This window comes from Lysinibacillus sp. NPDC093190 (assembly GCF_050280425.1).
Lineage (GTDB): Bacteria > Bacillota > Bacilli > Bacillales_A > Planococcaceae > Lysinibacillus.
In genome coordinates, this window is the sequence record NZ_JBNNVG010000005.1 from 40,889 (window position 1) to 54,094 (window position 13,206).

The window sequence follows — 13,206 nt, forward strand, 5'->3', positions numbered from 1 at the left end:
ACGTTTCCCATTATTCAAAAGACTCTACTGGCTCTTCTTCTTTTTCTTGCTGTGGTGCAATGTTAAGTGCGTCAGCTGGTTGTAGATCTTCTTCTTCGTCTAAGTCGCGAAGCTCTACCTCTTCATCATTGACTGTTAACATTTTTACATCCATACCAAGAGATTGAAGTTCTTTAATCAATACTTTGAATGATTCAGGAACGCCTGGCTCTGGTACACTTTCACCTTTAACGATTGCTTCGTATGTTTTCACACGACCAACAACGTCATCGGATTTAACCGTTAAGATTTCTTGAAGTGTATAAGCAGCACCGTATGCTTCAAGTGCCCATACCTCCATCTCACCAAAGCGTTGTCCACCGAACTGTGCTTTACCACCAAGTGGCTGTTGAGTAACAAGTGAATAAGGACCCGTTGAACGTGCATGAAGTTTATCATCAACCATGTGAGCAAGTTTGATCATGTACATAATCCCTACTGATACACGGTTATCGAATGGTTCACCTGAACGTCCATCATACAGGATTGTTTTACCATCACGGTTCATACCTGCTTCTTCCATCGTTTCCCAAACATCTTCCTCGTTGGCACCATCAAATACTGGAGTTGCCATATGAACGCCTAGGTAACGAGAAGCCATACCTAAGTGTAATTCTAAAACTTGTCCGATGTTCATACGAGAAGGTACGCCAAGTGGGTTTAACATGATATCAACAGGAGTACCGTCTGGCATAAATGGCATATCCTCTTCCGGTAAGATACGAGAGATAACCCCTTTGTTACCATGACGTCCGGCCATTTTGTCTCCTACGCGAATTTTACGTTTTTGAACAATGTAAGCACGAACTAATTGGTTAACACCTGGTGGCAACTCATCGCCATCTTCACGGTTAAATACTTTCACGTCAAGAATAATACCGCCTGCACCATGTGGTACACGTAATGAAGTATCGCGAACTTCACGAGCTTTTTCACCGAAGATAGCATGTAATAGGCGTTCTTCAGCAGTTAATTCTGTTACTCCTTTAGGTGTTACTTTACCTACAAGAATGTCACCATCACGGACTTCTGCACCGATGCGGATGATACCACGTTCGTCTAAGTTACGAAGCGCATCTTCCCCAACGTTTGGAATATCACGAGTGATTTCTTCAGGTCCTAATTTTGTATCACGAGACTCTGATTCATATTCTTCAATATGAACAGATGTATAAACATCGTCTTTAACAAGGCGTTCGCTCATGATAACAGCATCCTCATAGTTAAAGCCGTTCCAAGTCATGAACGCAACAAGTACGTTACGACCAAGAGCAAGTTCACCATTTTCCATAGATGGACCATCTGCTAAAATGTCACGAGGTTTCACACGTTCGCCAACTTTTACAAGTGGACGTTGGTTGTATGAAGTACCTTGGTTAGAACGAATGAATTTTTGTAATTTATATTTCGTTAAATCGCCTTTAACCTCTTTACCGTCTACAACTTCAATACGGCGAACATGGATAGAGCGAGCTTCAACGTGCTCAACAATACCATCATATTTCGCTACTACAGCCGCACCTGAGTCACGCGCATCAACGTGTTCCATACCAGTACCAACAAATGGTGCTTCTGGGTTAAGAAGAGGAACTGCTTGACGTTGCATGTTGGCACCCATAAGCGCACGGTTCGAGTCATCGTTTTCTAAGAACGGGATACATGCCGTCGCTGCTGAAACTACTTGTTTAGGAGATACGTCCATGTAGTCCATTTGCGATTTATTAAATACTGTATTATCCCCACGGAAACGACCTACTACTTCTTCTTTAGCAAATGTACCATCAGGATTTAATAGTGAGTTCGCTTGTGCTACATAGTAGTTATCTTCTTCATCAGCTGTTAAATAATCAATTTGATCCGTTACTTTACCTGTTTCATGGTCGATACGACGATAAGGTGTTTCAATGAATCCGAATTTATTTACTTTGGCAAATGAAGATAATGAGTTGATTAAACCAATGTTTGGACCCTCTGGTGTCTCGATTGGACACATACGACCATAGTGAGAATAGTGAACGTCACGTACTTCGAAACCAGCACGCTCACGTGTTAAACCACCAGGTCCTAATGCAGATAGACGACGTTTATGCGTTAACTCTGCCAATGGGTTTGTTTGGTCCATGAATTGTGATAATTGAGAGCTACCAAAGAACTCTTTAATTGACGCAATTACCGGACGAATATTAATTAATTGCTGTGGTACGATAGCAGCTGTATCGTTAATAGACATACGCTCACGTACTACACGTTCCATACGAGATAAACCGATACGGAATTGGTTTTGTAAAAGTTCACCAACAGAGCGTAGACGACGGTTACCTAAATGGTCGATATCATCTGTTGCCCCTACTTGGTAAAGTAAGTTGAAGAAATAACTTACTGAAGATAATACGTCAGCAGGCGTAACATTCTTCACTTCTTCATCAATGTACGCATTACTAATAATATTGATTTCTTTTTGCGCTTCATCTTTCGGTGCATAAATTTTAATAGACTGGATTGTTACATCATCCTCAAGCACTCCACCTACTTGTGATAAAGTGCGGTAACCGATACCTTTTGATGTATCTTCTAGATACGGTAAGATTTTATCTAAAGTACGACGGTCAAGAAGTGTACCCTTCTCTACTAAAATTTCGCCTGTCTCTGGGTCTACAAGCGTTTCAGCAATCGTTTGGTTAAATAAACGATTTTTGATATGAAGCTTTTTATTCATTTTATAGCGACCAACATTCGCTAAATCATAGCGTTTTGCATCGAAGAAACGAGAGTATAATAAACTCTTCGCACTTTCAACTGTTGGTGGCTCACCTGGACGTAAACGTTCATAGATTTCTAAAAGTGCTTTTTCAGTACTTTCAGAGTTATCCTTTTCTAATGTATTACGTAAATATTCATTATCACCGATAATATCGATAATTTCTTGGTCTGAACCGAAGCCTAACGCACGAAGTAACACTGTTACTGGTAGCTTACGAGTACGGTCAATACGCACATATACTACATCTTTCGCATCAGTTTCATATTCTAACCATGCACCACGGTTTGGAATAACTGTCGCTCCGAAACCTTTCTTACCGTTTTTATCAGTTTTATCATGGAAATACACACTTGGTGAACGGACTAATTGTGAAACGATAACACGTTCAGCACCATTGATAATGAACGTACCTGTCTCTGTCATTAATGGGAAGTCACCCATAAAGACATCCTGTTCCTTCACTTCGTCTGTTTCTTTGTTGTAAAGACGTACTTTCACACGTAATGGAGCTGCGTAAGTAACATCTCGCTCTTTACACTCATCGACATCATACTTAGGATCTCCTAACGAATAATCGATGAATTCTAATGAAAGATTGCCTGTAAAGTCCTCGATCGGCGAAATGTCACGGAACATTTCACGTAAACCTTCTTCAAGGAACCACTCGTAAGACGCCGTTTGAATCTCAATCAGATTTGGAAGCTCAAGCACCTCGTTAATACGCGCAAAGCTTCTACGCTGGCGGTGTTGTCCATACTGAACTAGTTGACCTGTCAACTCATTCACCCCTCAATAAAGCGATATTAGGTCTTTGCAAAATCATACAAATAGTGTATGATTTCGAAAGACAAAAAGAAAACGAGTCTTCAAAAAGATCTCATTTTCGGTTAACTAAACTTATCTTGGCAAGTATACCCACATTATAACAATCATATACAAAAGGGCATACGACCTCAAAATAATATTTTTGCATTGTATCATGTTATCATAGCCGATTTGTCAAGTCAATAATTTATGCATATTTCACTTATTTTTTCGCACGTACTATCCAGTACCCTTTTTTCTTCTCCACAACATCGACTTCAGAAAATTTTTCTTCTAAGTAACTTACCGTTGATGGTGCACCCTGCTTCTTCTGTATTACTACCCACAGCTCACCAGATGACACTAACTTATCATAAGCTCCATCGTAAAAGCGGAAAATTGTTTCCTTTCCTGCGCGAATTGGAGGATTGGTTAAAATAGCTGCGGCGTTTACATCATTGTCAACCATCGATAGTCCGTCACTCACAAATATCCGTACATTTTGAACACCGTTTACTTGCGCATTTTTTTGCGAGAGTGCAACAGCACGTTCATTGATATCCATCATTAAAACGGTACGGTCTGGGTTTGTTTTGGCAATCGATAATCCGATTGGTCCGTACCCACACCCCACATCAAAAATCGCACCATCAATATCAGGCATTTGAAAAGCATCTATTAAAACACGGGATCCAAAATCTACTTCGCTTTTACTAAATACACCTGCATCCGTTTCAAAGGAAAACGTATGCCCTAACAACTTGAATGTCCAGTGACGAGGTTTACTCTCAGTTTGAGGCTTACTCGTATAATAGTGATCTGACATTTTCACGCCTCCTCAGAATGAAGAAAAAAAGCTCGCCACAATGACGAGCTTTCCTTTTGTTTAAAAGTAACGCGAGATTACTTAACTTCTACAGATGCGCCAACTTCTTCAAGTTTAGCTTTGATTTGTTCAGCTTCATCTTTAGAAACGCCTTCTTTAAGAGCTTTAGGAGCGTTATCTACTACTTCTTTAGCTTCTTTAAGACCTAAACCAGTGATTTCACGAACCACTTTGATTACTTTGATTTTTTCAGCACCAGCTGATGCTAATACTACGTCAAACTCTGTTTTTTCTTCAGCAGCGCCAGCAGCAGCACCTACTACTGCTACAGGAGCAGCAGCTGTTACACCGAATTCTTCTTCGATAGCTTTTACTAAATCGTTTAATTCAAGAACTGTCATAGCTTTGATTGCTTCTAAGATTTGCTCTTTATTCATTATAATTTCCTCCTAATTGGATAATGTTTTATTGTTGCGGATCATGCCGCAGAAGTTATAGTACGTACGAAATTACGCGCCTTGTTCTTCTTTTTGTTCTGCAACAGCTTTTGTTGCAAGTGCGAAGTTGCGCACTGGAGCTTGAAGTACAGATAAAAGCATAGAAAGAAGACCTTCGCGTGATGGAAGTTCTGCAAGTGCTTTAACATCTTCAACAGAAGAGATTGTACCTTCAATAATGCCTGCTTTAATTTCTAAAGCTTCATTTTGCTTAGCGAACTCGTTGATGATTTTAGCAGGAGCTACAACATCTTCATTTGAGAACGCAATTGCGTTAGGACCAACTAATACGTCATTGATTCCTTCAAGACCAACAGCTTCAGTAGCACGACGTGTTAAAGTGTTTTTGTAAACTTTGAACTCAACACCAGCTTCACGAAGTTGTTTACGAAGTTCAGTTACTTGCGCAACGTTAAGACCACGGTAATCCACAACTACTACAGAAGCAGCATTTTGGAATTTCTCAGTAATCTCTTGAACTTGTGCTTGTTTGTTTTCGATAACTTTGCTCATGATGACACCTCCTATTAGAATGGGTCATTTATACCGACAAAAGAAAAGCCTCTGGGTCATATAGACACAGAGGCTGAAAGTCATCATCTTTAAAATAAGAATCCGAATTCCGATGTCCTCGGTAGGATCATTAAGTGACAAGTCACTCCTACTGTCTACGGTACAAATGGATGATTCACAACAGCAACCATCTTATCATAGATAGACAGTGCCGTCAACAGATTTACATAAAAACTTTATTATTTTACTACTACGCTTGAAGCGTCAACTTTAAGAGCTGGACCCATTGTAGTTGTAACGTTTACAGATTTCATGTAAGTACCTTTAGCTGCAGCAGGTTTTGCTTTTTGCACTACATCAAATACAGTTAAGAAGTTTTCTACTAATTTTTCTGTAGAGAAAGAAACTTTACCGATAGGTGCGTGGATGATACCAGCTTTATCAGCACGGTATTCTACTTTACCAGCTTTAATTTCTGCGATAGCTTTTGTTACATCGAAAGTAACTGTACCAGTTTTAGGGTTTGGCATTAAACCTTTAGGTCCTAATACACGACCAAGTTTACCAACTTCACCCATCATGTCAGGAGTTGCAACGATTACATCGAAATCGAACCAACCTTGTTGGATTTTTTGGATGTATTCCGCATCGCCTACATAGTCAGCACCAGCAGCTTCAGCTTCTTTAAGTTTTTCACCTTTAGCGAATACTAATACGCGTTGAGTTTTACCAGTACCGTTTGGTAACACTACTGCACCACGGATTTGTTGGTCGTTTTTACGAGTATCGATTCCTAGACGGAAAGCAACTTCTACAGTAGCGTCGAAGTTCACTGTGCTAGTTTTTTGAGCAAGTTCGATTGCTTCTTGAGCGCCGTATAATGCGTTACGGTCGATTAATTTTGCTGCATCTTGCAGTTTTTTACCTTTTTTAGCCATTATATAATTCCTCCTTGATTGTGGTTATAGCGGATTTTACCTCCCACGAATAAAGGTTGCGCGTTCACAAAGAAACTCCGCAACCTTCCAAAAAACAAATACATCATCAAGTAATGGGATTAGTCTTCGATAACAATACCCATGCTTCGTGCAGTACCTTCAACCATTAACATAGCAGCTTCTACTGAAGCAGCGTTAAGGTCTGGCATTTTAGTTTCAGCGATTTCGCGAACTTTATCACGTTTAACCGTTGCCACTTTTTTACGATTTGGTTCACCAGATCCAGATTGGATACCAGCTGCTACTTTAAGTAGTACTGCTGCAGGTGGAGTTTTTGTAATGAAAGTGAATGAACGATCCTCGAATACTGAAATTTCAACTGGAATAATAAGACCAGCTTGGTCTGCAGTACGCGCATTGAATTCTTTACAGAATCCCATGATGTTCACACCCGCTTGACCTAATGCAGGACCAACCGGTGGTGCTGGGTTTGCTTTACCAGCAGGGATTTGAAGTTTAACAACTTTAATAACTTTTTTAGCCACGAGACACACCTCCTTAAGTCCGTGATGTGGTAATTGGGTTGCCCCTCCCACTCAATATCTGTCTGTCAGCTAAGTGCCGATAACATTAAAATTATCAATACAGACGTCAAACCAAAGTATGACAATCTGACCTAGAAATGATACCACTTTTAATTTTTTTAAGCAAGTAGTAATTAATAAAATCTGCGACATACGTCTTAGACATAGTCACTTTAGTTACTAGAACTACATTTTTTGTATTTGCTCAAAATCTAGTTCCATAATTGTTTCGCGACCAAACATATCGACAGAAACTTTCACTTTTCCTTTTTCAGTATCAATCTCTTCAACACGTCCTTGGAAGTGAGCAAAAGGCCCTTCTAATACTTCTACTGCTTCTCCAATAGAAATATCAATCTCGACAATTGTATCCGTCATTCCCATTTGCTGAAGTAGACGATCCGCTTCTTCAGGTAACAAAGGTGTCGGCTTTGCACCACCACCAGATGAACCGATAAAGCCAGTGACACCTGGCGTATTACGTACAACATACCACGAATCATCTGTCATAATTAGCTCAACTAAAACATAACCAGGGAAAACTTTACGCATCATAGTACGCTTTTTCCCATCCTTCATTTCTGTTTCTTCATGTTCAGGCACAATAACACGGAAAATCTTATCTTGCATACCCATTGTTTCTACACGTTTCTCTAGGTTTGCTTTTACACGGTTCTCATATCCTGAATACGTATGAACAACATACCAATTTTTCTCCATAACTACTAGGACTTCTCGTCCGTCCCTCCCTTACAAATAAAAGTGAAATGACTCGGATATGCTAAGTGCATTCTTTACTCTTTTCACAAACTGCTCATTAGAAAAACGTAGCTTTCGCTAATAGCTAGCAAAAGCCTGATGATATATACCAAATCTAGCATAGTCATCTATCGCTACCCTCATACTATCTCTAGTAGCATACTTATCATATTGAGAATATTTTACTGCTGATTACTTCTTCAATTTCGCCTTGGCGTAATTGTGTCCGGATTTTGAATTGTGCCTGCACAATTCATTCCTTTAAAAATCCGTGACATCCGCCGGAGGCTTTAGGCCAACACGATGTTGGTCACTCAGTCGTTGCCACACGACGTGGCGTTCTTAGACTGAGTTCCTCTATTTCAGTAGGTGTTTGGACAGCCCACCATAAAGGAACTATAACTGCATTCATCTTACCACCTATTGAGATGGGAGTCTCCTGTAGCTGACGCTTTGCTTTCACTACAAGAAACATCTGCTGAATGAAGATAAAACAAACGAAAAAACCCGTTTATTGTAATGACGGGCTATTTCAGAAGTATTAACATGCTATTTACTAAATTATAGATCTAAATACCAGCGGAATAATGATGAAATGCCTAAGTCTGCTACCACAAAAAATAAAGCCATAATTACAACAGTTGAAATTACAACGACTGTATATTTCGTCAGTTCTTTACTTTTTGGCCAGCTTGTTTTGCGCATTTCCGACATTACATTGCTGAAAAAGCCTTTAATCTTGCCCATTCTAGCCTAACCTCCGAATCAATCATATCTGTCTATTTACAAATTATTTTATAGCGTTTGTTTATGCACTGTATGTTCATTGCAATGCGAGCAAAATTTCTTTAATTCCAGGCGTACGGTTGAATCTCCCTTAGTTGGAAACGTATAATTTCTCGATCCGCATTTTTCGCAATTTAGAACGACTTTTTTTGCCATATAATCACCTTTTCGGCACTTTGTCTTTTCAAGACTAACACCTATATTTGTCAATGTCAATAAAGGCATACAACCGCTAAGACATTTCTTCAAGAACTAAATGTCGCTCTAATTTACGCTTTACTCGTTGCAAAGCATTGTCAATAGACTTCACATGACGATTTAATTTCGCGGAAATTTCATGATAAGACTGTCCATCTAAATAAAGAGCTAACACTTGTAGCTCCAATTCACTTAAAATCTCACCCATCTTTTCTTCTAAGTAGTCAAATTCTTCTCTATGAATCATTAATTCTTCCGGATCATCCATAATAGCTCCGGTTAACACATCCATTAATGTACGATCTGACTCCTCATCAAAAATAGGCTTGTCCAAAGAAACGTAAGAATTTAGTGGTATATGCTTTTGTCTTGTAGCTGTTTTAATAGCCGTAATAATCTGTCTTGTAATACAGAGTTCAGCAAAAGCTCGAAAAGAAGCAAGCTTATCTCCCTTAAAATCGCGAATGGCTTTATATAAACCAATCATGCCCTCCTGGACAATGTCTTCCTTATCTGCACCAATTAAAAAATAAGATCTAGCCTTTGCTCTCACTAACAAACGGTATTTCGTAATTAAATAATCCAACGCATCTGTATTACCTTGATGCACCATTTCAATAAGCTCTTCATCATTGAATCGTTCAAAATCTTGTGTCACTTGTACAATACTATTTTTAAACATGGTATCACCTCAGCCACAACAGATAATTAGGAACAGTATAACGGAATTGGAAAATACGCGTCAATCAATCATTTCAAACCACGCCGCCATTTTTCGAAAGCCAAAGCAACATCGGGCTTTAGCTCTATGCGAGAAGGCGGCTTGCTATCCTGTTTTCGTTTCACATCATGAGAAATTTTATGCTGGATAATACCCATATCAATTTCTAGCTCTCTTGCCGATTTTCGCAGAGCACCATTACCGAAAATAACATTTTGCTCTGCCATATCAGAGGTTGCTACGTGAATCTGTACATTTCTAGCTTTTAGTTCGTGTGTCATTTTTTCAATACGTTCATCTGCTGTTTCGTTTTTCCGTGTATAAATGACTTCGACATCATTTTCTAAATAAGTTTGCTCCACACCCGATACAAGATGGGCGTCAAAAACTATAATTACGCGCCACCCGATAGCTGCCTTATACTCAGCCATAAGCTCAATTAATCTTCTACGGGCATCTTCAAAATTCGTATCTCGTAATGGCCGTAGCTCTTTCCAAGCTCCTATCATATTATAGCCATCAACAAGCAGAATGTTGTTCATTGTCAATCATTCGCTTCTTGACGTTTACGATACACTTCGTACATTAAAAGTGCAGCAGCTACCGATGCATTTAGTGATGTGACATGCCCAACCATCGGTAAATGATATAAAAAGTCACATTTCTCTTTTAATAAGCGGCCCATTCCTTTACCTTCACTACCAATAATAATCGCAAGTGGCAATGTTGCATCCATTTTACGATAGTCTGCAGAACCTTTGGCGTCTGTACCTGCAATCCATACCCCTCGTTCTTTTAGCTCATCTACCGTCTGCGCTAGGTTATTTACACGCACAACAGGTACATGCTCAATCGCGCCAGTTGATGCCTTTGCCACTACAGCTGTCAAACTCACAGAACGGCGCTTCGGAATAATAATACCATGCGCACCTATCGCATCAGCAGTTCGCATTATAGAGCCCAGATTATGCGGGTCCTCTAGCTCATCTAAAATTAAGAAGAATGGATCTTCTTGTTTTTTTGCCGCTGCAGCAAATAAATCCTCTAGCTCTGCATATCTATATGCTGCAACAGAGGCAACTATTCCTTGGTGATTGGCATCTGATAATTGATCCACCTTTTTTTTCGGGACAAATTGAACGATGATTCCACGTTCTCGTGCTAAATCTAGAAGTTCATTAACCCCTGATTTTTTCACACCTTCTGCAATCCATACTTTATTCATATCGCGGCCTGAACGAAGTGCTTCTAACACTGGGTTTTTACCGGCAATAATTTCACCATTTTGCTCTGCCATTAATTCGACACTCCTTTCGATTCCTCGATGATTTGAATAGCGTATGCAATGATTGCATAAACGCGTTCTAATTCATTTAATAAATATAAACTACCAAGCACTGCCTCAAAACCTGAGCTATTACGATATGTTTGAACATCTGTATTTTTTGGCACAGAGCCGGATTTGGCATTACGTCCACGCCGGAACACAGCCAACTCCTCCTCTGTTAAAAAACCTTCATCCATCATTCGATGTACAATCATAGATTGCGCTTTCGCTGATACGTAACGTGTCGCTTCTCTATGAAGCGTGTTAGGTTTGACACGGCCGGCACGTAGCAAATGCTCTCGTATCTTTTGTTCTAAAACTGCGTCTCCCATATAGGCTAACGCTAATGCATTTAATTGCTTAACATCTTCGTTGCGGAGTTTATCCAAGTTACTTACCCTCGTTTCCATCTAGTTCCTTGTCGCGTATCTTCTAAAATGATACCTTGCGCTTGCAAATGGTCACGAATTTCATCCGAACGAGCAAAATCACGATTTTTACGTGCTTCTACACGTTCCTGTAAAAGTGCTTCAATTTCTTCGTCTAATAGCTCTTCTTCTTTTGCAAATTCAATACCTAAGACGTCACCTAACACCTCAAAAGTTTCAGTAAAACTTAATAGTACCTTTTCATCAGTATTCGTTTCGTTTAGATAAATATTTGCGATACGTGCTAATTCAAATAATACAGAAATGGCATTGGCTGTATTAAAGTCATCATCCATTGCTTCTTCAAAATAAGCTTTTTGTTCAGCAATTTTTTTAAGCCATTCTTCTGAGTGATCGCCTAAGCTCGCAGTTGCTGTTAAACGGTGTTTCGCATTGTTGTAGGCAGTACGAATTCGTTCTAACCCATTTGCGGCTGCATCTACTAAATCCTTCGCAAAGTTAATCGGATGACGATAATGCACAGAAAGCATAAAGAAGCGTAAAACTTGTGGGTCAATTTGTTTACGAATATCATTAACGAGTATAAAATTACCAAGGGATTTGGACATTTTTTCATTATCAATATTAATATACCCATTGTGCATCCAATAACGCGCAAATGTTTTATCATTATGAGCTTCAGATTGTGCAATTTCATTTTCATGATGCGGGAATGTTAAATCTTGCCCACCAGCATGAATATCAATAGTATCTCCTAAATGCTCACGTGCCATTACAGAGCATTCAATATGCCAACCTGGACGTCCTTTGCCCCAAGGACTTTCCCAGTAAATTTCACCTGGCTTCACAGCTTTCCAAAGAGCGAAATCTAACGCATCATCTTTTTTCTCGCCTGCTTCTATACGAGCACCAATTTTTAAATCATCCACCGATTGGTGAGATAATTTACCGTAACCATTAAATTTACGAGTTCGATAATACACATCACCAGCTGACTCATAAGCATAGCCTTTATCGATTAAAACTTGAATGAATTGAATGATATCATCCATATGCTCTGTGACACGTGGATGTACATCTGCTTTCTTGCAGCCTAGCGCTGTAACATCTTCAAAGTACGCTGCAATAAAGCGCTCCGTTAATTCATGAACTTCTTCTCCAAGTTCATTAGCAGCCTTAATAATTTTGTCGTCAACATCTGTGAAATTTGAAACAAATTTCACATCATAGCCTTTGTATTGGAAATAACGACGCACTGTATCGTAGACAATTACAGGACGTGAATTCCCAATATGGATGTAGTTATAAACTGTCGGGCCGCAAACGTATATTTTTACTTTGCCTTCTTCCAGCGGTACGAAAGTTTCCTTTTGTCGTGTTAATGAGTTGAAAATTTGAATACTCATTGTGTTTCTCTCTCCTTTTGTAAGCGTTCGATTTCCTGATTCAATGCTGCAATCTGCTTCTCGAAAGCTTGACAACGTTCTTCTACAGGGTCAGGTATATTTTGGTGGTCTAGTTTTTTCTCTAGACGAACTCCATCCTTAATCACTATTTTACCAGGAATACCGACAACTGTAGCATTTGGTGGCACTTCTTTTAAAACAACTGAGCCTGCACCAATTTTACTATTTTCACCAATAGTAATAGAACCTAAAACTTTTGCACCTGTTGCAACTAGTACATTATCCTCTAATGTCGGATGGCGTTTTCCCTTTTCTTTTCCTGTACCACCTAAAGTTACACCTTGATACAACGTTACATTATCACCAATCTCACATGTTTCACCAATTACAACGCCCATCCCATGGTCAATAAAGAAACGTCGGCCAATTTTCGCTCCCGGATGAATTTCAATTCCAGTAAAGAAGCGACTAATTTGTGAAATGGTACGGGCTATAAAATAAAAACGCTTTTTAAAGAACCAATGGGCAACTCGATGTGACCAAGTAGCGTGCAGACCTGAGTATGTTAGTATAACTTCGAGTACACTACGCGCTGCAGGATCATTCTCAAAAATTGTTTCTACATCTTCCTTCATTCTTTTAAACACAAAAAGCTCCC

General features: G+C 39.4%; 16 protein-coding genes and 1 other annotated feature. All 16 genes read right to left on the reverse strand.

Going from position 1 to position 13,206, the window contains the following annotated elements:
- Window positions 1-10: 10 nt before the first annotated feature.
- The 16 genes from rpoB to epsC all read right to left on the reverse strand — a co-directional run bounded on the left by rpoB (window position 11) and on the right by epsC (window position 13,195).
- Window positions 11-3,586 (reverse strand): DNA-directed RNA polymerase subunit beta, encoded by a 3,576-nt coding sequence (rpoB, locus tag ACQKOF_RS05910; protein ID WP_427554549.1) that lies wholly within the window; start codon window positions 3,584-3,586, stop codon window positions 11-13.
- 241 nt (window positions 3,587-3,827) lie between these two features.
- Entirely contained in the window at window positions 3,828-4,430 is a 603-nt protein-coding gene (locus ACQKOF_RS05915; protein ID WP_370077741.1) for a class I SAM-dependent methyltransferase, read from the reverse strand.
- Window positions 4,431-4,507: 77 nt separating this feature from the next.
- Window positions 4,508-4,867, reverse strand: coding sequence for a 50S ribosomal protein L7/L12 (rplL, locus tag ACQKOF_RS05920; protein ID WP_132362671.1), 360 nt, complete (start codon window positions 4,865-4,867; stop codon window positions 4,508-4,510).
- A gap of 72 nt (window positions 4,868-4,939) precedes the next feature.
- Complete coding sequence (rplJ, locus tag ACQKOF_RS05925; protein ID WP_427554551.1) at window positions 4,940-5,440, reverse strand: 50S ribosomal protein L10; 501 nt, start codon at window positions 5,438-5,440, stop codon at window positions 4,940-4,942.
- Between the two features lie 32 nt (window positions 5,441-5,472).
- Window positions 5,473-5,619, reverse strand: a sequence feature (ribosomal protein L10 leader region).
- Between the two features lie 60 nt (window positions 5,620-5,679).
- Window positions 5,680-6,378, reverse strand: coding sequence for a 50S ribosomal protein L1 (gene rplA / locus ACQKOF_RS05930; protein ID WP_400726404.1), 699 nt, complete (start codon window positions 6,376-6,378; stop codon window positions 5,680-5,682).
- Window positions 6,379-6,497: 119 nt separating this feature from the next.
- Window positions 6,498-6,923, reverse strand: coding sequence for a 50S ribosomal protein L11 (rplK, locus tag ACQKOF_RS05935; protein WP_004233593.1), 426 nt, complete (start codon window positions 6,921-6,923; stop codon window positions 6,498-6,500).
- Window positions 6,924-7,148: 225 nt separating this feature from the next.
- Window positions 7,149-7,682, reverse strand: a complete 534-nt coding sequence (gene nusG / locus ACQKOF_RS05940) for a transcription termination/antitermination protein NusG (protein WP_427554553.1) — start codon at window positions 7,680-7,682, stop codon at window positions 7,149-7,151.
- A gap of 349 nt (window positions 7,683-8,031) precedes the next feature.
- Window positions 8,032-8,184: a hypothetical protein gene (locus ACQKOF_RS05945; protein ID WP_427554555.1), complete on the reverse strand. Its 153-nt coding sequence runs from the start codon at window positions 8,182-8,184 to the stop codon at window positions 8,032-8,034.
- 98 nt (window positions 8,185-8,282) lie between these two features.
- Entirely contained in the window at window positions 8,283-8,468 is a 186-nt protein-coding gene (gene secE / locus ACQKOF_RS05950) for a preprotein translocase subunit SecE (protein ID WP_427554557.1), read from the reverse strand.
- Between the two features lie 48 nt (window positions 8,469-8,516).
- Window positions 8,517-8,732, reverse strand: coding sequence for a 50S ribosomal protein L33 (rpmG, locus tag ACQKOF_RS05955; RefSeq protein WP_427554558.1), 216 nt, complete (start codon window positions 8,730-8,732; stop codon window positions 8,517-8,519).
- A gap of 7 nt (window positions 8,733-8,739) precedes the next feature.
- The gene (sigH, locus tag ACQKOF_RS05960; protein WP_370043893.1) at window positions 8,740-9,387 is read right to left on the reverse strand and encodes an RNA polymerase sporulation sigma factor SigH; all 648 of its coding nucleotides are present in this window, start codon (window positions 9,385-9,387) and stop codon (window positions 8,740-8,742) included.
- Window positions 9,388-9,455: 68 nt separating this feature from the next.
- A complete protein-coding gene (locus ACQKOF_RS05965) occupies window positions 9,456-9,968 on the reverse strand; it encodes an NYN domain-containing protein (protein WP_427554771.1) in 513 nt (170 codons plus the stop codon).
- Window positions 9,969-9,970: 2 nt separating this feature from the next.
- Window positions 9,971-10,723, reverse strand: a complete 753-nt coding sequence (gene rlmB / locus ACQKOF_RS05970; protein ID WP_427554561.1) for a 23S rRNA (guanosine(2251)-2'-O)-methyltransferase RlmB — start codon at window positions 10,721-10,723, stop codon at window positions 9,971-9,973.
- On the reverse strand, window positions 10,723-11,142 hold the full coding sequence (locus ACQKOF_RS05975) for a Mini-ribonuclease 3 (RefSeq protein WP_053482829.1): 420 nt from the start codon (window positions 11,140-11,142) through the stop codon (window positions 10,723-10,725). Before ACQKOF_RS05975 ends, rlmB begins: the two co-directional genes overlap by 1 nt.
- A gap of 5 nt (window positions 11,143-11,147) precedes the next feature.
- Window positions 11,148-12,548 (reverse strand): cysteine--tRNA ligase, encoded by a 1,401-nt coding sequence (cysS, locus tag ACQKOF_RS05980; protein ID WP_427554563.1) that lies wholly within the window; start codon window positions 12,546-12,548, stop codon window positions 11,148-11,150.
- Complete coding sequence (epsC, locus tag ACQKOF_RS05985; protein ID WP_370043896.1) at window positions 12,545-13,195, reverse strand: serine O-acetyltransferase EpsC; 651 nt, start codon at window positions 13,193-13,195, stop codon at window positions 12,545-12,547. The genes cysS and epsC overlap by 4 nt, the downstream gene beginning before the upstream one ends.
- Between the last annotated feature and the right edge of the window lie 11 nt (window positions 13,196-13,206).

Coding starts and splice junctions, on each gene's coding strand:
- rplA (WP_400726404.1), bottom strand. CDS start 6,378: ATGGCTAAAAAAGGTAAAAAACTGCAAGATGCAGCAAAATTAATCGAC.
- rpmG (WP_427554558.1), bottom strand. CDS start 8,732: ATGCCTTTATTGACATTGACAAATATAGGTGTTAGTCTTGAAAAGACA.
- cysS (WP_427554563.1), bottom strand. CDS start 12,548: ATGAGTATTCAAATTTTCAACTCATTAACACGACAAAAGGAAACTTTC.
- sigH (WP_370043893.1), bottom strand. CDS start 9,387: ATGTTTAAAAATAGTATTGTACAAGTGACACAAGATTTTGAACGATTC.
- rlmB (WP_427554561.1), bottom strand. CDS start 10,723: ATGGCAGAGCAAAATGGTGAAATTATTGCCGGTAAAAACCCAGTGTTA.
- rplJ (WP_427554551.1), bottom strand. CDS start 5,440: ATGAGCAAAGTTATCGAAAACAAACAAGCACAAGTTCAAGAGATTACT.
- secE (WP_427554557.1), bottom strand. CDS start 8,468: ATGGGCAAGATTAAAGGCTTTTTCAGCAATGTAATGTCGGAAATGCGC.
- nusG (WP_427554553.1), bottom strand. CDS start 7,682: ATGGAGAAAAATTGGTATGTTGTTCATACGTATTCAGGATATGAGAAC.
- rplL (WP_132362671.1), bottom strand. CDS start 4,867: ATGAATAAAGAGCAAATCTTAGAAGCAATCAAAGCTATGACAGTTCTT.
- ACQKOF_RS05965 (WP_427554771.1), bottom strand. CDS start 9,968: ATGAACAACATTCTGCTTGTTGATGGCTATAATATGATAGGAGCTTGG.
- ACQKOF_RS05915 (WP_370077741.1), bottom strand. CDS start 4,430: ATGTCAGATCACTATTATACGAGTAAGCCTCAAACTGAGAGTAAACCT.